Source organism: Nocardia sp. NPDC050378 (assembly GCF_040655675.1).
Classification (GTDB): Bacteria; Actinomycetota; Actinomycetes; order Mycobacteriales; family Mycobacteriaceae; genus Nocardia; species Nocardia coubleae.
This window is the reverse complement of record NZ_JBFAKI010000005.1, coordinates 182,661-204,133: the sequence shown is the minus strand read 5'-3', so window position 1 is coordinate 204,133 and position 21,473 is coordinate 182,661. Positions and strand designations below refer to the sequence as shown.

The following is a 21,473-nucleotide window of genomic DNA, read 5'->3' as shown; positions in this document are numbered from 1 at the left end:
CGGCACGCGGCTGTGACACATCTCCGGTCTGTTTGCCTGCCCAAAAAGCGACCTGGAGCCCGAATTTGTGCGGATGGCACAATACGATCGACGAAATTTGGGCAGCGAACGGAGCGGGCACGTGGCGGCATACGAAACCCTCACCTGGGTCGGACACGCCCTGGCGCCGCTGACCGCGGGCATCACCGAGGACCTCATCCGCGTCACCGAGCAGATGATTCCCGTCGACGACATCGCCGCGGACCTGGGAGGCATGCGGGCGGCGAGCATCGCCGAGAACATCGCCGCCGTGCAGTACGTGCTCGCCAACAACATCGACCCCGCCACCGTCGGTCCACCCCCGGGCGCGGCCGCCTACGCGCAGCGACTCGCCCGGCGCGGTGTGCCGCTGACCGTGCTGCTGCGTGCCTACGGCCTCGGCCAGTACCGGCTGCTCGACGCCGCCATCGGACTGATCCTGGCCACCCCGGGTATCGATCACAACGCCCGCATCGCCGAACTCCTGCGCTTCGCCAGCATCTACCTCGACCGCCTGAACTCGTCCATGGGCCGGATCTACGAGGCCGAACGCGACCGCTGGCTCAGCAGCAGGCAGGCCGCGCGCCAGCAGTGGATCACCCGGCTCCTCGACAGCGACGACGTGGATGTGCCCGCGGCCGAGGAAGCACTCGAATACCGGCTCGACCGAAGTCATCTCGCCGTGGAGATCTGGACACCGCCCACCGTCCCGGGTGCCGAGGCGACACGAGCACTGGAACAGGCACGTCAGGTGGTGTCCGCGGCGCTGCGGACCGTCGGGCGTGGCCTGGTTGCCTCGACGGGAGATCGGGCGCTGCGGATCTGGCTGCCGGTCGAAGGGGAGCAGGCGATCGACGAACTGACCGCCCAGGTCGTCGCATCGGGGCTGCCGGTGCGCGTCGCGCTCGGTTCGCTCGGCGACGGTCTGCCGGGCTTCCGCCGTTCTTCCCGCAACGCCGCCCGCGCGAAGGACCTCGCCGTCTCGGCGGGTCACACCGCGCCGCCGGTCGTGGCCTACGACGCCGTCGCCCCCTTCGCCCTGCTCACCGACGATCCCGACGAGCTCGCCGCCCTCGTCCGCCGCACCCTCGGCGCCCTGGCCGGTGCCGGCGCCAAGAAGGAGCTCCTACGCCACACCCTCGATGTCTTCCTGACCGAGGGCGCCAGCTACTCGCGCACCGCGCGCACACTCGACGTGCATCGCAACACCATCCAATACCGCATCCAGCAGATCACCACCCGCTACGGAATCACCTTGGACACCAACAGCTTCGACCTCCGCTTCGCCCTCGGTATCTGCCGCTGGCACCCTCACGTACTGACTCGGACATTCTGAGTCCAGCTGGTTTGTGCTGGCCGCACAGCCCGGGCGAGACCGAGGACACAAGCCGGAAGGCGCTGCTCTGAGTGATGGGGCGGACCAGTGAGGAGCCGGTATCGGTGGCGGCCGGATCCGACCGCTCGTTATCGACACCGGACGAGACGAATATCCACGAGTCCTTGCCACCGCCTTGCGCTTTCAATCACCGTCACGGCGGCGCGCAACATGGAAGGCGTCGATACCCATTGCGCCGCGTGTCTAAACTTGCTTATTATGGCTTTCTTAGCTGGTTGCCAGGATACGAGACGGTCCCGGCAACCGCCGGTCCGACAATTGCCGCAACCGGCATATCGGGCGAAACGGTTGAATCCTCCAATTGTCGGGGTTGTGGGGAATCCATAGCGCGTATTCGGCGACAGTGTGGTCGTCGGATCATCCTGGAACACGCTGGGACCTGGGCACACCATGTCCCAGAAGGCGATCCGGTGCTGCCAATGACTTCCACCCCCGTTCACTTCCTGCTTGTCAAGGGTCGAGACACTGCTGTGACCTGCGCGCGTCTGCCGCGCCGACGGGTCAGCCGCGCGTTTCACGCCCGCGACCCGGGGACGTGAATATTCGCGACAGTCGCTTGCATGAATCGTTAACAATTATTCGAAGGTGATCTATTACAGGTTAGCCAGACAATTCACCACTGCCGAAAGCCGGAGTAATTGCGCACCGCATTCCCTGCGGTCGGTCTGTCATGCCATTTTGCTGAATCCGCTTTCATTTCCGGTGGTGCCGCATGTTTTGCGGGGGCAGGGACGGTCTTATTTGTCGGCCTGCTCCTGGAATGACGCAATACACGGAGGTCCACATGACCCAGTCGAAGCACCATTTGGACAGCAGCTGGGAGCAGTCTGTTTCCGCGCCGGGCAACGGCGCGCACCCACACAATGGCAATGGCAACGGCAATGGTTCCGGTCCGCGACCTCATGATGTGCTGCCGCTTTCCGCAGCGCAGCGTGGGATCTGGTTCGCGCAGCATCTGGCGCGCGAATCCCCGATTTCGGTGGCCCAGTACGTCGAGATCGACGGGCCCGCCGACATCGATGTGCTCGTCGCCGCCTGTAGAACCGCCGGGCGCGAGTTCGGGTGCGCGCACGTGCGGCTGGTCGAGGTCGACGGTGAGCCGTATCAGGTCGTCGACGAAGACCTGCCCTCACCGGTGTCGGTGCTCGATCTGCGCGGTTACGACGACCCGGTGGCCACCGCACACGACCTCATGGTGCGCGACTATTCCGCCCCGCTGGATCTGCGCAACGACCGGCTGATGAAATGCGTTGTCTTCCAAACCGGTAACGATCACTATCTGTGGTATCAGCGCGCTCACCATATCGTGCTCGACGGTTTCGCCGCGGTCACGATGATGCAGCGGATCGTCGAGCTGTACAACGCGTGGGTGTCGGGGGAGCAGGCCCCGGCGTCCACCGCGAAGGACCTGAGCGAAATCGTGGACCAGGACCTGGCGTACCGGGGTTCGACGCGGTTCGACAACGACCGTGACTACTGGACCGAACACCTCGACGGCGCCCCGCCCGTCGTCGGCCTCGCGGGCCACGCCGGCACACCGACCATTCACCCGACGCTCGTCAGCGCCACTCTGCCCGACCACACCGCACGACAGCTCGACCGAGTCGTCGCCGACCGCGGAACCAGCGTCACACCGGTGATCGTCGCCGCGTTCGCCGCCTACCTCGCCCGGATGACCGGCAGCGACGAAGTGTTGCTGAGCCTGCCGGTCTCCGGTCGCCATTCCGCGGTGCTGCGACGGTCCGGTGGGATGGTCGCCAATGTGGTGCCGCTGCGGGTGCCCGTCGCCGGCAACGGGACGGGTGCGGTGATCACCGCCGTGCAGAGCGAGCTGACCAGCGCGCTGCGGCGGCAGCGGTACCGGCAGGAGGACATCTTCCGCGATATGGGGATCGCCCGCGACGAAACCGCGTCGTTCGGGCCGGCGATCAACCTCATGATGGTGAGCAACGAGATCGTGCTCGGTGCCACCGTCGGCCGGCTGCACGTGCTGACCTCGGGGCCCACGTCGGACCTGTTCGTCAACATCTATCCCGGCGCGGGCCGCGACAGCACCCACATCGATTTCCAGGGCAACCCGAGCGTGTACAGCGGCGACGAACTCGCCGCTCATCACGCCCGATTCCTGCGGTTCCTGGACGAATTCCTCGCCGGCGGGCCGGAACGCCCCGTCAGCACCCTGCCGCTGCTGGAACCGGCGGAACGGGCCGCGCTGCTGCCCGTGCGAGGCCCGGAAGCCGTCGATGACCGGCTGCTTCCCGATATTCTCACCGCCGGGGCGCACCACGACCCGGCCGCTACCGCGGTCGTCGCGGCCACCACGACACTGACCTACCGCGATCTGCACGCCCGCTCCACCCAGCTCGCCCGGTACCTGATCGGGCGCGGTTGCGGGCCGGGGACAGCGGTGGCGATCGCCATGCGCCGTTCGGCCGAGTCGGTCATCGCGGCGTGGGCGGTCGCGCAATCCGGGGCCGCGATCGTGCAGATCGATCCGGACTATCCGGCCAAGCGCATCGAGCACATCATCGCCGACAGCGGTGCCCGGGTGGTCGTGACGCTCGACGCCGTACGGGACCGGCTCCCGACTACCGCACCCGCGCTGGTCCTCGATGATCCCGCGATCCGCGACGCCTGCGCCGACCGCGGTGACGAACCGGTCACCGACGCCGACCGCATCCGCCCGTTGCACGCCGGCGACCTCGCCTACATCACCTACACCTCCGGTTCCACCGGTGTGCCCAAGGGTGTTCAGGTCACCCACCGTGGCCTGGCGAATCTGGTCGCCGACCGCAGCGACGCCTACGCGCTGCGCCCGCGATCACGGGTGTCCTATGCCCTCTCACCGGCATTCGACGCGTCCTTCGAACAGTTCCTGACCTGTTTCGCCAACGCGGCCACGCTGGTGGTCGTGCCGCCGGAGGTGATCGGCGGTGACCGGCTCACCCGACTGCTGGCCGATGAGCACGTCACCCACCTGACATTGACCCCGGCGATGCTGGCGACCGTCGACCCACATCCGCTGACCGAGCTGCGGGTGGTGGTGGTCGGGGGTGACGTATGCCCGCCGCATGTGATCGACCGCTGGTCGCGGCACTGCGCGATGTTCAACGAGTACGGGCCGACCGAGGCCACGGTGACGGCCGCGGGCGCGCGGATCCGGCCCGGCCGTGACCTCACCGTCGGTGGCCCCGTCCGTGGTGTGGCGGCGATGGTGCTGGACCGGGCCCTGCAGCCGGTGCCGGTCGGCACGGCAGGCGAACTGTATCTGGCCGGGCCGGGCCTGGCCCGCGGCTACAACCGGCGCTACGCCGACACCTCGGCCCGTTTCGTCGCCGACCCCTACGGCGACCCGGGGCAGCGTATGTATCGCACCGGCGATCTGGCCCGCTGGGTCACGGAGGATTCGAGGGTTTCGCTGGAACTGCTGGGCCGCAGCGATTTCCAGGTGAAGATCCGTGGCTACCGGATCGAACCGGCCGAGATCGACGCCGCCCTCACCGCCCATCCGGATGTCGACCTTTCGGTCACCGTCCCGGTGCACAACAATGCCGGGACCACTGTCCTGGCCTCCTACGTCGTCCCCGTCGAGGATCACCGCGTGGATCCCGCGCAGCTGCAACGCTTCGCCCGGGAATCGTTGCCGCCGCACCTGATTCCGGCGGTGATCGTGCCGCTGGACCGGCTACCGGTGAATGCGTTCGGCAAATTCGATCGCACCGCGCTGCCGGAACCCGAATTCGGGGCGGTACCGGCCGGGCGCGACCCGGAAACCGATCGTGAGATCCTGATGGCCGGCCTGTTCAGCGAGATCCTCGGTGTCCCCCAGGTCGGCGCCGACGACAGCTTCTTCGCCCTCGGCGGTGACAGCATCCTCTCGATCCAGCTGGTGGCGCGCGCGAAAGCCGTCGGGCTGGGGTTCTCCACCCAGGACGTGTTCGAGCACAAGACCGTCGCGGGCCTGGCCGCCATGGCCGCCGAGGCCGGTGGCGCCCCGCAGCTGCGCGAACTCCCCGGTGGTGGCGTCGGACCGATCCCGTTGTCGCCGATCGTGCACGCCATGCTCGGTCGCGGGCATTACGACCGGTTCGCGCAGGCCACCCTCGTCGAACTACCCGACCGGCTCGACCCGGCACATCTGGCACGTGCCGTGCAGGCCCTGCTGGATCGTCACGACATGCTGCGCGCCGTCCTGCGCGCCGACGAGCACCGCCTCGAAGTGCCGCCCCCCGGAACCATCGATGCCGACTCCGTCGTCACCCACGTGACACTGCGTCGCCGCGACGCCGCCGAAGTCGACCGGCACCTACAGCAGGCCGCCGACCGTCTCGATCCCGCCGCCGGTGTACTTGTGCAGGCTGTGCGCGTCCAGGACGGCACCGGCGCGGGCCCGGATCTGTTGTGGCTGGTGGTCCATCACCTCGCGGTCGACGCGGTGTCGTGGCGGATCCTGCTCACCGATTTGGCCCGCACCTGGCTACAGGTGTCCACCGGCGAGGACCCACAGCCCGGTACGGGGACCACCTCGGTGCGCCGCTGGGTCCACGGCCTGACCGAACAGGCCGCCGCCCGACGCCCGGTGGAACTGGAACGCTGGAAAACTGTTCTCGCCGAGGGAAACCGGTCGCTCGGGTCACGGCCACTGGACCCCGAACGCGATGTCATGGCCACCGTCGACCGGATCCGGTTGCGTCTTCCCGCGGATATCACCGAAGCCGTCCTCACCGGCATCCCGGCCGGGTTCCACGGCAGCGCCAACGATCCGCTCCTGGCAGCACTGGCCCTGGCCACGGCGCAGTGGCGGGCCCGCCGCGGTGATACCGCGGGGGCGGAACTGATTTCGCTGGAAGGGCACGGCCGCGAGGAGCAGGCGGTGCCGGGCGCGGATCTCAGCGCCACCGTCGGCTGGTTCACCACCCGCTTCCCGGTCCGGCTCGACATGTCCGGTGTCGATCTCGATGATGCCTTTACCGGCGGCCCCGCAGCGGGGGCGGCGATCAAACAGGTGAAGGAACAATTACGCGCGGTCCCGGACAACGGGATCGGTTACGGCATGCTGCGTTACCTCGACCCCGTGGGTAGTGCCGAGCTCGGGACCGCGTCGGAGCCCCAGATCAGTTTCAATTATCTGGGGCGGGTGGGTGTCGGCGACCACTCGGGGGCGTGGACACCCACCACCGAATTCACCTCGCTCACCGCGACCACCGATCGTCGAATGTCGTTGCCCGCGATCGTGGATGTGAACGCGATCGCGGTGCCCGGTCCCGACGGGCTCGAGCTCGAGGCCACCTGGGAGTACGCAACCGGCATCATGGGCGCCGACGCGGTGTCCGAATTGGCCGATCTGTGGGTGCGGGCGCTGCACGGTCTGGCCGCGCATCTGCGCACCGACGGCGCGGGCGGTTTCACGCCATCCGATTTCCCGCTGGTCACGGTCGCGCAAACCGACATCGATGGCTGGGCACGGGAATTCCCGGCGATGACCGACGTGTGGCCGCTGACCGCGCTGCAAACCGGGCTGCTGTTCCACACGCTCTACGACCGCGACGGCGACGACAGCTACATCGTGCAGGCATCACTGATCCTGGCCGGTGAAGTCGACGCCCAGCGCATGCGCCAGGCCGCCCAAACCCTGATCGACCGGCACGACAGCCTGCGCACCGCCTTCGTCGAAACCGCCGACGGTCCCCGCCAGATCGTGCTGCACAGTGTCCGCGCCGATTGGCGCGAAGCCGATCTCAGCGCCTACGACCCCGCCGGACGTGACCGCGAGATCCATCGCCTCACCACCGAAGCGACCGCACCGTTCGATCCCGCCTGCCCGCCGCTGCTGCGCTTCCAGCTGTTGCGCACCGGCCTCGGCGAATATCGGCTGCTGATCACCGACCATCATCTCGTGCTGGACGGTTGGTCGATGCCGTTGCTGATCCACCAGCTCCTCGTGTTGTACACCGGCGGCGATGCCGGTGAGCTTCCAGCCCCACGATCGTTCCGGGACTACCTGCAGTGGTTGCACACCCAAGACGATGCCGCCGCCACGGCCGCCTGGCAGCGGATGCTGGACGGGGTGGACAACCCCACCCGGGTCTCGGGCCGCCCGGACCGTACGGGTGGTGCGGCCAGTGGTGAGGTCGGGCTCGAGCTCGATGCCGCGACCGCCGCCGCGGTCCTCGATCTGGGTCGCTCCCACGGTGTCACCGCGGGCACCGCCGTCGAGGTGGCGTGGGCGCTGCTGCTCACGGCTTTGACCGGACGTTCCGATGTGGTGTTCGGCAACACGGTGTCGCACCGTCCGCCGCAGCTTCTCGGCGTGGAACACATGGTCGGCCTGTTCATCAACACTCTGCCGGTGCGGGTGCGCCTCGATCCCCACGAAAGCGTCGGTGACCTGCTGATCCGGGTGTAATCCGAGCAGGCCGCGATGCTCGAGCACCGCCATATCGGGTTGGCGGAACTGCAGCGCGCCACCGGGATCGCGGACATGTTCGACACCGTCACGGTGCTCGAGTCCTATCCGCTGTACCGGGAAGGGCTGGCCCGCGATCTCGATGCGGCCGGGCTGCGGTTGATCGAACTCGACGCCCAAGACGCCACCCCGTTCCCGCTGAGCCTGCAGGTCACCCCGCCGCGTCCCACCGGCGACGACGCGGGCACCTACACGCTCACCCTGCGCTACGCCACCGACCGGTTCGACACCGATCAGGCCATCACCCTGCTCGCACGATTCGAACGGATCCTCACCCAGCTGGTCACCGAACCCGCCACCCGCACAGCCGCTGTCACCCCGGGACCCGGCGAACCGGTGCCTGCCACAGGTGCTCCCGCGGTGCCCGAACGAACCCTGCACGACATTCTCGCCGCCACCGCTCACCGTTGTCCCGATGCCACCGCGGTCAGATCCGGCGACATCACCCTCACCTACCGTGAGCTGCGGCAGCGTGCGGGCGAACTCGCCGCCGTGCTCGTCGCTCGCGGCGCGCGTCCCGAAACGTTCGTCGCTCTGGCGCTACCTCGGTCGATCGACCTGGTCGTCGCGATCTGGGCGGTCGCGGAAACCGGTGCCGCGTTCGTTCCGCTCGATCCGGGCAACCCCGGCGAACGCATCGCCGGGATGCTGGCCGATTCGGGCGCCGGCCTGGGTATTACGACCGCTCCCGTCGCCGCGCATCTGCCCGGCACCGTCGACTGGCTGACCCTCGACGACGCCCACACGCCTCACGCTGCCCCCGCCCCTTCGAGGCCGGGAGCACCCGACAGCACCGCCTACCTCATCTTCACCTCCGGTTCGACCGGCACCCCGAAAGCGGTGCAGGTGACCCACCGCGGTCTGGCCGACCTCGTCGCCGCACACACCGAGGCATTCGGCGCGGACTCCGCCTCCACGGTCTTGCAAGTCGCCTCACCGGGTTTCGACGCCAGCGTCTCGGAACTCCTGCTGGCCCACGGCAACGGCGCCTGCCTGCTGATCGCACCCCCGGATGTGTACGGCGGCGCGGATCTCACCGAACTGCTGCGCACCGCACGGGTCACCCACGCCATCATCACCCCGTCGGTGCTGAACACCCTCGACCCGGCACGGGTACCAGACCTCACCGCCATCGCGGTGGTCGGTGAAGCCACCGGGGCGGACACCGTGCAGCGGTGGGCGCCCGGCCGACGGCTGATGAACCATTACGGACCGACCGAAACCACGATCTGGGCAACCGGGTCCGCCGCCCTGCACCCGGGTGAACCGGTGACGATCGGTGGTCCCGTCCACGGCGTCTCCGTCGCGGTCCTCGACATGTGGTTGCGGCCGGTACCGGTCGGGGTCGCGGGAGAGCTGTATATCGGTGGGCCGGGTCTGGCGCGCGGCTATTTCGGCAGGCCCGCGACCACCGCCGCCCGTTTCGTCGCCGACCCGCACTCCGGCAGCGGTGAACGCCTCTACCGCACAGGCGATTCCGTGCGCTGGATTCCCGCACGCACCGGGCTCGAACTGGAATACCTGGGCCGCAACGATCAACAGGTCAAGATCCACGGCCTGCGCATCGAACCGGGGGAGATCGACACTCAGCTCGCCCACCATCCCGCAGTGGCGAGCGCCGCCACCGTCACCCGCACCGGCCCGACCGGTGAACCGGTCCTGGTGTCCTTCGTCGTCGGCGCACCGGGCCGAAGCCTGGACACGACGCAGCTGCACGAGCACCTCGACCGCACCCTCGCCCACTACATGCACCCCACGGCGATCGTCGAACTCGACGAAATGCCGGTCACCCCCACGGGCAAGACCGACCGTACAGCGCTGCGACAGCGCGAACTCACCGGCCCCGACACCGCCGGACGCGCCCCCGCAACCCCCGCCGAACACACCATGGCGGAGCTGTTCGCGCAGGTCCTGAACCTGGACAGGGTGTCCGCCGACAGCAACTTCTTCACCCTCGGCGGCGACAGCATCGTGTCCATGCGCCTGGTCGCGCTCGCTCGGGCCGCCGGACTCGTCCTCACCCCACGCGAGGTGTTCGAAGGGAAGACGGTGGCCGCGCTCGCCGCCACCGCCCGCCGCGACAGCTCCGCAACGGGCACCGACGACACCCCGGGGTCACCGCTGGTCACACTCGACGATGACGCGATCAACGCACTGCGGCAACAGTATCCGGGCCTGGCCGACGTCTGGCCGCTGTCGCCGATGCAGTCGGGAATCCACTTCCACTCCACCTTCACCACCGAGGCGGACAACTACACCGTCCAAACCACCATCGGCTTCACCGGTGAGATCGACGCCGACCGCCTGCGCCGCGCCACCCAGGCACTGATCGACCGCCACGACATCCTGCGCGCCGGATTCGCCGAAACCGCCGCCGGACCACACCAGATCGTGCTCGGCCACGCCGACACCGACTTCCGCGAAATCGACCTGGCCGGCGGACAGGACCCACGCACCGCCACCGACATCGCCGCCGCCGACGCCGCAGCCGGTTTCGACCTGTCCGCACCGCCGCTGATCCGGTTCACCCTGATCCGCCTCGAACCCGGTGTGCACCGGCTGCTGGTCACCAATCACCATGTGATCCTCGACGGCTGGTCGATGCCGCTGCTCATGGGCGAACTGCTCGAAAACTACGGTGCTCCCGAGCGAATCGGCACTACCGGACCCGCCCCTTCCTACCGCGACTACCTGACCTGGCTGCAGCACCAGGACGCCGCCGCGTCCAAAGCCGCTTGGGCGCGGGAATTCGCGGACATGGATTCCGCGACCCGCGTCGCCCGCGGAGCGGGCACCTCGGGCAACGCCGCCGAGGTGATCACCGACCTGCCCGCCGAGCTGTACCGCGCGCTGCGTGATGTCGCCGCCGACGCGGCCGTCACCGTCAGCACCACGGTCGCCGCGGCCTGGGCACTGAACCTGCGCGTACTCACCGGCGAAACCGATGTCGTCTTCGGCTCGGCGGTGTCGGGTCGGCCACCGGAACTGCCACAGGTGGAACGCACCCTCGGCATGTTCCTCGACACCATCCCGGTCCGGGTCCGGCTCGAGCCCGCACAGACACTGCGCGACCTGCTCGTGCGGGTCCAGGAGCAGCACGCCCGCATGCTCGACCACCACTACATCGGGCTCCCCGAAATCCAGCGCAGCATCGGCGTCAGCGAACTGTTCGACACCGCGGTCACATTCCAGTCGTTCCCCGTCGACCGCGCCGCCCTGCAACGACTCGTCGATTCCGCAGGCCTGCGTGTCGACGAGATCTCCGGCGTCGACGCCACCCCGTTCCCATTGAGCCTGGTCGTCGCTCCCATCCCCGAAGGTGCATCAGGCCTGCGGATCACGCTCCGCTTCCTGACCGACGACTTCGACCGCACCCGCGCCGACCACCTCCTCACCCGATTCGTGGACGTCCTCACCCGCATTGCCCGCGACCCGGCCACCCGACTCGGTGCACTCACACTTCCCGACGTCCCGGCACCCGCCCACCCGGACACCGGCCACCACACGCCGAACACCCTCGCGGGCATCCTCACCGCCACCGCCGCCCGTACCCCTGGTGCCGTCGCCGCGCAGTGCGGTGCGGCCGCCCTCACCTACCGCGAACTCGACGAACAATCCAACCGTCTCGCCCGCGCCCTGCTGCGCCGCGGCGCCCGACCCGGCCGGATCACCGCCCTCGCACTCCCACGCTCACTCCCCGGAGTCGTGGCCCTGTGGGCGGCCGCCAAAGCGGGGACGGCGTTCCTTCCGATCGACCCGAACCTGCCCACCGGACGGATCGAATTCCTGCTGTCGGACTCCGGGGCACCACTCGGCATCACCGATACCGCCACCGCACCGAAACTGCCCGACGGCACCGACTGGCTGATCGTCGACGACGAACACACCCACAGCGGCGTGGCCGCCGAATCGCCGGAACCGCTCACCCCCGATGTGCAACCCGATCTCAGTGCCTACGTCATCTACACCTCCGGATCCACCGGCACCCCCAAAGGCGTCCTGGTCTGCCACCGTGCCCTCACCGACCTGGTCGCGGCACAACACCGGACACTGCAGGTCGACGACCAGGCCACGGTCCTGCAGGTCGCGTCACCCAGTTTCGACGCCAACCTCTTCGAACTGCTCATGGCACACGGATCGGGCGCACGGCTCGTCATCGCACCACCGGACGTGTACGGCGGCCGTGAACTGGCCGATCTCGTTCGCCGCGAACACATCTCGCACGCGGTGATCACCCCGTCCGCACTGGCCACCGTCCCGGCCGACGACCTCACCACGTTGCGGGTCCTGGCGACGGCCGGAGAACCGGTCGGACGGGAACTGGTCCAACGGTGGGCACCGGGTCGCACCATGCTCAACCTCTACGGCCCCAGCGAAACCACCATCTGGGCAACCGCATCCGCACTGTCCGCCGACGCGCCCATCGGTATCGGCCGCCCCGTCGGTCCGGTCGCCGCCACCGTCCTCGACAGCTGGCTGCGTCCCGTCCCGCAGGGCGTGGCGGGCGAACTGTACCTGTTCGGTCCGGGGCTGGCCGAAGGCTATATCGACCGGCCCGGTCTGACCGCCGCCCGGTTCATCGCCTGCCCGTTCGGCAATGGCGGTACCCGCATGTACCGCACCGGCGATCTCGTCCGCCGCAATGCCGATGGCGACCTGGAATTCGTGGGCCGCAACGACTTCCAGGTGAAAGTCCGCGGCTCACGTGTCGAACTCGGCGAAATCGACGCCGCGCTCTCGGGCCGCCCCGACATCACCTTCGCGACCACCCTCGCACACACCGACCACGGGGGACCGGCACGCCTGGTGTCCTATGTGGTGCCCGCACCGGGGGAGGACGTCTCGGTCGAGTCCCTCACCGCCGCCCTCGCCGACGCGCTGCCCACCTATATGGTGCCCGCCGCCATCATGATCCTGGACGACGTACCACTCACCGCCCACGGCAAACTCGACCGCGACCGCCTGCCCGAACCCGTCTTCGCCGCACGCGAATACCGGGCCCCCGCTTCCTGGCCGGAAGAACTCGTCGCCGCCGCCTTCGCACAGGTCCTCGGCGTGCACCGGGTCGGCGCCGACGACGACTTCTTCGCCCTCGGCGGCGATTCCCTCAGCGCTTCGCTGGTGGTGGCCCGGGTCGGTGCCGCACTCGGCGTCCGGGTACCGGTGCGTGCCCTGTTCGAGGCACCCACCGTCGCCGCCCTCGCCCGCCACACCAGCACTCTGCGCACCGGCGAACGGATCCCGCTCACCGCCCGCCCGCACCCCGAACCCCTGCCGCTGTCACTGGCCCAGCAACGCATGTGGTTCCTCAACCGGTTCGAACCGGAATCCGCCGCGTACAACATTCCCGTCATGCTGCGCCTCACCGGCGAACTCGACACCGACGCCCTGCGCCGAGCTCTCACCGACGTCGTCGCCCGCCACGAAGTACTGCGCACCGTCTATCCCGAGACCGCGGGTGAACCCCGTCAGCTGGTGCTGGCCGAACCCGCCCCTGCTCTGCACACCATTCCCGTCGACACCACAACCCTGGCCGACACCGTGAACGCGTTCGTGCGCAACGGATTCGACGTCACCACCGAGGTCCCGCTCCGCATCGGACTGTTCGACCTTGGCACCGGCGAATACCTGCTCGCCCTCGTCGTCCACCACATCGCAGGCGACGGGCAATCCATGGGCCCGCTGGCCCGCGATGTCGTCACCGCCTATGCGGCCCGGGTCGGCGGGCACGCACCCCGCTGGCAGCCCCTACCCGTCCAATACGCCGACTACGCACTGTGGCAGCGGGAAGTCCTCGGTGCCGCCGACGACCCCGAATCGCTACTGTCCACCCAGCTGCGGTTCTGGCGGGAAACCCTCGCCGACGCCCCCGACCGCCTCGATCTCCCCACCGACCGCCCCCGCCCACCCGTCGCCTCACTGGCCGGTGGCCGCATCCCCGTCGACATCGGCGCCGACCTGCACACCCGGCTACGCGAACTCGCCCACAGTCGCGGTTGTTCACTGTTCATGGTGATGCACGCCGCCCTCGCCGCCGTCCTCGGCCGCCTCAGCGGCAGCGACGACATCGTGATCGGCACCCCCGTCGCGGGCCGGGGCGAACCCGGCCTCGAGGACCTCGTCGGCATGTTCGTCAACACCCTCGCCCTGCGCACCCCCGTCGACACCGGCGAACCGTTCACCGAACTGCTCACCCGCACCCGCGACACCGACCTGGCCGCCTTCGAACACGGCGATGTGCCGTTCGAACGGGTCGTGGAGGAACTCAATCCGCAACGCGCCGCCGACCGGCACCCGCTGTTCCAGGTGATGCTCGCCTTCCAGAGCCTGTCCGGTACCGATGTCGAGCTGCCCGGCGTCACCGTCTCCCGCGCCGACATCGATACCGGCCTGTCCCAATTCGACCTGCAACTGATCCTCGCCGACTCCTACGACGACAGGGGAGCAGCGCGCGGACTCTCCGGAACACTCACCTTCGCCCGCGACCTGTTCGACGAAACCACCGCCCACGCATTCCGCACACGACTGCTCCGAGTCCTCGACGCCGTCACCACCGACCCCACCGAAGCCGTCGGCGATCTCGGCTGGCTCGACGACACCGAACACCACGACCTCGCGACCCGGGTCGGGCCGCGCCCGGCCGGAACCCCGCCCCCGGCCCTGCTACCGGAGGTTTTCGCCGCCGCCGTCCACGACAACCCCACCGGCACCGCCGTCGTCTCCGGCGACACCGAACTCACCTACCGCGAACTCGACACCCGTTCCAACCAGCTGGCACGGCGGTTGATCCGCCACGGCGCCGGGCCGGAACATCCCGTGCTCGTCGCCACCGGCCGCACCGCCGACGAAGTCGTCGCCTGGTGGGCGGTCGTCAAAACCGGTGCCCCCTACGTCCCGGTGGACCCCCGCTACCCAGCAGGCCGCATCGAACAGATGGTCACCGACTCCCGTGCCACCCTCGGCATCACCCTGACCGGCTCACGACCCCCACTGCCCGGCACCGTCGACTGGATCCTGCTCGACTCCCCGGCCGAAACCCCGGAACTGGACAGCGAATCCGCCGAACCCGTCACCGACACCGACCGGCTCCGGCCACTACACGCCACCCACGTCGCCTACATCGTGTTCACCTCCGGATCCACCGGCCGACCCAAGGGCGTCGCGATCACCCACACCGGAATCGCCGACTTCGTCGCCGGACAACGCCTCGGCACCCCGCCCCGCAACAGCGATCGCGTCCTGCACTTCGCCTCACCGTCCTTCGACGCCTCGATCCTGGAAATCCTGCTCGCCACCGGCCGCGCCGCCACCCTCGTCATCGCCCCCACCGATCTCTACGGCGGCGACGAACTGGCCGAATTCCTGCGCACCCACCGCGTCACCCACGCCTTCGTGACCCCCGCCGCCCTCGCCTCGGTCGACCCCACCGGACTCGACGACCTCCAGCACATCGTGTCCGGCGGCGACGAAGTCCCCGCCGACCTCATCCACCGCTGGGCGGGCAGCGACCGTGCGGGCACCCGCGAATTCCGGGTCCTCTACGGGCCCACCGAAACCACCATGCTCGCCACCTCCACCGAACCCATCCACCCCGGTGAACGACCCACCATCGGCACCCCGCTGCCCGGAATCCAGGCGTTGGTCCTCGACGACCGGCTCCGGCCCGCACCGGTCGGCGTCACCGGCGAACTGTATCTGGCCGGCCCAGCCTTGGCCCGCGGCTATCTCAACCGCGCCGCGACCAACGCCGACCGATTCATCGCCTGCCCCTACGCCGAACCCGGCAGCCGCATGTACCGCACCGGCGACCTCGTCCGCTGGAACACCCGTGGCGACCTGGAATTCCTGGGACGCAACGACTTCCAAGTAAAGGTGCGCGGCTTCCGTGTCGAACTCGGCGAGATCGACACCGCCCTCGGCGCCCGCCCCGACATCGCCTACGCCGTCACCATCCCACGCCGCGAAGGCACCGGCCCCGTCACGCTGGTGTCCTACGTGGTCGCGGCACCCGGTGCCGAAATCTCCGTCGACACCCTCACCACCGCACTCACCGACACCCTGCCCGCCTACATGGTGCCCGCCACGATCATGGTGCTCGACCGGATCCCGCTCTCACCCAACGGCAAACTCGACCGCAAGGCCCTCCCCGAACCCGTCCTGCAGACCAAGCAGTTCCGTGCCCCCGCCTCACCGGTCGAGGAAATCGTGGCGGGTGTCTTCACCGACGTCCTCGGCCTCGACCGTGCCGTCGGCGCCGACGACGACTTCTTCGAACTCGGCGGCAACAGTCTCGTCGCCACCCGCGTCGCCGCCCGCATCGGCGCCGCCCTCGACGCCACCGTGCCGGTCGCGATGATCTTCGACGCACCGACCGTCGCCAAACTCGCCGCCCGCGCCGAATCCCACGCCGACACCGGACGAGTGGCGCTCACCCCACAACCCCGGCCGCCGCACATCCCGCTGTCCTACGCGCAGCAGCGCATGTGGTTCCTCAACCGGTTCGAACCCGATTCGGCCGCCTACAGCATCCCCATCGTCATCCGCCTCACCGGCCACCTCGACACCGACGCCCTGCACCGCGCCCTCACCGACGTCGTCGACCGGCACGAAGTCCTGCGCACCCGCTACCCACACATCGACGGCGAGCCCGCACAGGTCGTCCTACCGGCCGACCTCGCCACGCCACCGCTGCACCCCGTCCCGATCGACGACAGCGCGTTGCCCGCCGCACTCACCACACTCCTGGCCACCGCATTCGACGTCACGACCGAAATCCCGCTGCGGGCCAGGCTCTACGACACCGGCCCCGACACCTGGGTGCTGGCAGTGGTCCTGCACCACATCTGCGGCGACGGATCCTCCCTCGCCCCACTGGCCCGCGACATGATGACCGCATACCAGGCCCGAGTCGACGGCCACCCACCCACCTGGACACCGCTACCGGTCCAGTACGCCGACTACGCCATCTGGCAGCACACCGTCCTGGGCGCCGCACACGACCCCGACTCACTGCTGCGCGCTCAAATCGACTACTGGACCGCCCGCCTCGCCGATCTGCCGCCACAGCTCGAACTTCCCACCGACCGTCCGCGGCCGCCGATCCAGACCTACACCGGTGGCAACGTCGAACTCACCGTCGACGCCGACCTGCACACCGCACTGGAAAAGGTCGCACGCGCCCACAACAGCACCCTGTTCATGGTGTTCCACGCCGCCCTCGCCGCCACCCTCGGCCGCCTCGCCGCCACCGACGACATCGCCATCGGCACGCCCTACGCCGGTCGCGGCGAACCCGAACTCGACGACCTGGTCGGCATGTTCGTCAACACCCTCGTCCTGCGCACCCACCTCACCGACCACATGACCTTCACCGAACTCCTCGAGCACGTCCGAGGCGACGACCTCGCCGCATTCGGGCACGCCGACGTCCCGTTCGAACGCCTCGTCCAAGAACTCAATCCCGTCCGCTCCCACGCCCACCACCCCCTGTTCCAGGTGATGCTCGCCTTCCAGAACCACACCACCACCGACTTCCGACTCCCCGGACTCACCGCCTCCGCCGTCGAAGCCGACACCGCGACCTCCCTGTTCGACCTCCAGATCACCGTCTCCGACACCCACGACAGCACCGGCGCACCCACCGGAATGAACGGCACCATCACCTACGCCACCGACCTGTTCGACCCGGCCACCGCCACCACCATCGCCGAACGCCTGCAACGGATCCTGCGCGCACTCGCCACCGACCCCACCCGCCGGATCCACGACGTCGACCTCCTCGACACCGGTGAACGCGACGCACTGCTGCACCGGTGGAACGCCACTGATCACCCTCTCGACCCCCACGAAACCCTCGCCAGCCTGTTCACCCACGCCGCACGCATCCACGCCGACCGGCCGGCCGTCGAATACGGCTCCGAAGCGCTCACCTATGCCGAATTCGCCGCCCGCGTCAACCGTCTCGCTCGTTGGCTCATCGCCCGAGGCGTCGGCCCCGACACCCTCGTCGCACTACGCATGCCCCGATCCCTCGACCAGGTCACCGCCGTGTACGCCGTCCACGCCGCCGGCGGGGGATACGTGCCCATCGACCCTGCCCACCCCGCCGACCGCATCGACTACATGCTCACCACCGCGGCACCCGTCCTCGAACTCACCTCCCTCGACGGAATCGACCTCACCGACTACGACGACACCCCCGTCAGCGACATCGACCGCCGCACCCCACTACGACCCCACAACATCGCCTACGTCCTGTTCACCTCCGGATCCACCGGACGCCCCAAAGGTGTTGCCGTACCGCACAGCGCAGCCCTCAACCAACTCCACTGGATCATCGACTCCTACCGGCTCACCACCGCCGACACCGTCCTGCAGAAGACCCCTGCCACCTTCGACGTCTCGGTCTGGGAACTGTTCGCCACCCTCGCCGTCGGCGCCCGCCTGGTGATCGCCCGACCCGACGGACACACCGACCCCACCTACCTGGCCGACACCATCGCCGACCGGCAGGTCACCGTCACCTCCTTCGTCCCGTCCATGCTCGCTGCCTTCGCCGACGCCGCTCCCGCGCGATCCCTGACATCGTTGCGCGCCCTCCTCGTCGGCGGCGAAGCATTCGGTGCCGACGTGGTGTCGGCCGCACGCCGCGCCATGCCCCACACCGAACTGCACAACCTCTACGGCCCCACCGAATTCACCGTGCACGCCACCGCCCACCACGTCACCGACGCCGACACCGGCAGCATCCCCATGGGCACGCCGGTGTGGAACGTCCGCGCCCATGTCCTCGACACCCGCCTGCGCCCGGTCCCGCCCGGGGTAGCGGGGGACCTGTACCTCGCCGGGAACCAGATCGCCCGCGGCTACCACGCCCGTCCCGGCCTCACGGCGGAACGATTCGTCCCCGACCCGTTCACCCCAGGCCTGCGCATGTACCGCACCGGCGACCGCGCCCGCCGCCTGCGCACCGGCGAACTGGAATACCTGGGCCGCACCGACTTCCAGGTGAAACTCCGCGGCCTGCGCATCGAACTCGGCGAGATCGAAGCCGTCCTCGCCGAACACCCCACCGTCGCCCGCGCCATCGCCGCCGTCCACACCTCCGGCACCGGGGACCGGCTCGTCGCCTACCTGATGCCGACAGCAGGCCTCGACGTCGACACCGACGCCGTGCTCGACCACGCCGCCGCCGAACTCCCCGACTACATGGTGCCGACCACCGTCACGGTGCTGGACACCGTGCCGCTGACCGACTCCGGCAAACTGGACCGCAAACACCTACCGGAACCGGTATTCGACGTGGGGGAGTTCCGGGAACCGGAATCCTGGCTCGAAGGCGAGGTCGCCAGGGTCTACGAGCACGTCCTCGGCATGGCCCGCGTCGGTGCCGACGACGACTTCTACGCCCTCGGCGGCAACTCTCTCAAGTCGGTGCAGGTGGTCAGCGAACTCCGCAAGGAACTCGATTACGAGGTCCCCGTCAGCTGGATCCTGTCCGACCCGCGCCCCACCGACCTCGCCAGACGCATCGAAACCGGAATGCGCACCGGTCACACCACCACCGAGGCGACCACACCCGGATTCGATGTCCTGCTACCGATCCGCACCACCGGAACACAACCCCCGCTGTTCTGCGTCCACCCCGCCTCCGGCCTGGCCTGGTGCTACCGCCCGCTCGGCGAATACCTGACCGAGAACCGGCCCATCTACGGAATCCAGGCACCACAACTGAGCGGCGAACCCGGGTCCGCGACCATCGAAGACACCGCCCGCCGCTACCTCGACGAAATCCGCGCCGTCCAGCCGCACGGCCCCTACCACCTGCTCGGCTGGTCACTGGGCGGCCAGATCGCCCACGCCATCGCCGCCGAAATACGCGCCGCCGGAGAACAAGTCGCGCTACTTGCCCTGCTCGACGCCGAAGCCGACGGATTCGATCCCACCGCCGTCACCACCGTGACAGCCGGCGAACTGGTCGCCAACCTCGGCCCGGTCATGGGTATCGATTTCGTACCCACCGACGCCACCGCCGAGGAAGCCGCCACGCTGATCGAACAGAAACTGGGGGAGCGGCTCGGTATCGACGCCGCCCTCATACAGCACATGACCGACGCCTACAACGAGTCGATCCGGGCCGCCGCCGACTGGCAACCACCGGTAATCGACTGCGACATGCTGTATTTCACCGCCACCGGCGAACGCCGCGACGACGCGACCGGTCATCGGGGATGGGCACCGAGCGTGCGCGGGCACATCACCGATATCGACATCGACGCCACCCACCTGGCGATGACCGAACCCGCGGCCCTGGCCCGCATCGCCCGGGTACTCAACGAACAGCTCGATCGGGAGGTCGCCGGGCAGAGCGGCTGAGCGGAATTCGGGTAACCCGGTACGCATGGACGTACAACCATTCGAATCCCGCGCCACCGACGCCGATCTCGACGACCTGCGCGCACGATTGGCCGCAGCGCGGTTGCCGGAAGCGGAGACGGTCTACCGACCGGGACCCGACCCGCGCCGGTGGGATCAGGGCGTGCCGCGTGCCGATCTTGTCGAGGTGATGCGTTACTGGCAGAGCGGATACGACTGGCGCTCGTTCGAAGAGCGCCTCCACCAGATCGGACAGTTCCGCACGACCATCGACGATCTCGGCATCCACTTCCTGCACCGCCGGTCTCCACGCACAGACGCCACACCACTGATCATGACGCACGGCTGGCCCGGCAGCGTCGCCGAATTCACCCACCTCGTCGACGAACTGGCGGACCCGAAAGATACCGCGGCACCGGCATTCCACGTCGTCGCCCCCTCACTGCCCGGTTTCGGCTACAGCGACAAACCGACCACCACAGGGTGGGGCACCGAAAAGATCGCCGCCGCATGGGTAGAACTGATGAGCAGGCTCGGCTACGGCCGGTTCCTGGCACACGGTGGCGACTGGGGCGGCAATATCACCACCGTCCTCGCCGGCAGGTTCCCGGACCGTGTTCTCGGCATCCACACCCTGTTCGCCGAAGCACCGCCCGGCCTCACAACACACGGCCTGACGCCGACCGAACGCCGGTGGACCGAGGAAACCCGAGACTTCTGGCGCTACCGCGCCGCCTACGCCAAACAGCAGGCGACCCGACCGCAGACCATCGGCTACTCCCTCGTCGACTCACCGGTCGGGCTGCTGGCCCGGATCCTCGACAAGTTCGCCGAGTGGTCCGACACCGACGACAGCCCGTTCGAAGCGATACCCATGGACCGCGTCCTCGACGACGTCACCCTTTACTGGCTGACCCGAACCGGCGCCTCGGCAGCCCGCATCTACTACGAAAGCCACGCCTCCCTCGACCCCGACCTTCGCGTGGACGTCCCGTCGGCGATCACGATGTATCCGGCCGACATCGAGAAGTGCCCGCTGCCGTGGGCGCGGCAGCGCTACCGGCAGATCGTCCGGTGGACGACACCCGAAACCGGAGGACACTTCCCTTCACTCGAGGTTCCGGAGTTCTTCGTCCAGGACCTACGGGAGGGACTCACCGCGGTGCTGGCCGCCGCGCGGTGACCTGGCACGTCCGCAGAGGTCGACCAACTCCTCGG

4 protein-coding genes are annotated in these 21,473 nt (G+C 68.8%); all 4 read left to right on the top strand.

The annotated features are described in order from the left end of the window. Positions 1 to 121: 121 nt before the first annotated feature. The 4 genes from AB0I35_RS13680 (at position 122) to AB0I35_RS13665 (ending at position 21,438) form a co-directional block, all read left to right on the top strand. Positions 122 to 1,354, top strand: a complete 1,233-nt coding sequence (locus AB0I35_RS13680) for a helix-turn-helix domain-containing protein (RefSeq protein WP_357396176.1) — start codon at positions 122 to 124, stop codon at positions 1,352 to 1,354. An 844-nt stretch (positions 1,355 to 2,198) separates the two neighbouring features. After that, complete coding sequence (locus AB0I35_RS13675) at positions 2,199 to 7,820, top strand: amino acid adenylation domain-containing protein (protein WP_357396174.1); 5,622 nt, start codon at positions 2,199 to 2,201, stop codon at positions 7,818 to 7,820. Between the two features lie 15 nt (positions 7,821 to 7,835). Continuing rightward, positions 7,836 to 20,255 carry an amino acid adenylation domain-containing protein gene (locus tag AB0I35_RS13670; RefSeq protein WP_357396173.1) on the top strand — a complete coding sequence of 4,140 codons (12,420 nt, stop codon included), beginning with the start codon at positions 7,836 to 7,838 and terminating at the stop codon, positions 20,253 to 20,255. Between the two features lie 25 nt (positions 20,256 to 20,280). After that, positions 20,281 to 21,438 carry an epoxide hydrolase gene (locus AB0I35_RS13665; RefSeq protein WP_357396171.1) on the top strand — a complete coding sequence of 386 codons (1,158 nt, stop codon included), beginning with the start codon at positions 20,281 to 20,283 and terminating at the stop codon, positions 21,436 to 21,438. Positions 21,439 to 21,473: the final 35 nt, after the last annotated feature.

What these genes read in the sequence shown, in the direction of transcription:
- AB0I35_RS13670 (WP_357396173.1), top strand. Translation starts at nt 7,836, where the DNA reads ATGCTCGAGCACCGCCATATCGGGTTGGCGGAACTGCAGCGCGCCACC.
- AB0I35_RS13675 (WP_357396174.1), top strand. Translation starts at nt 2,199, where the DNA reads ATGACCCAGTCGAAGCACCATTTGGACAGCAGCTGGGAGCAGTCTGTT.
- AB0I35_RS13665 (WP_357396171.1), top strand. Translation starts at nt 20,281, where the DNA reads ATGGACGTACAACCATTCGAATCCCGCGCCACCGACGCCGATCTCGAC.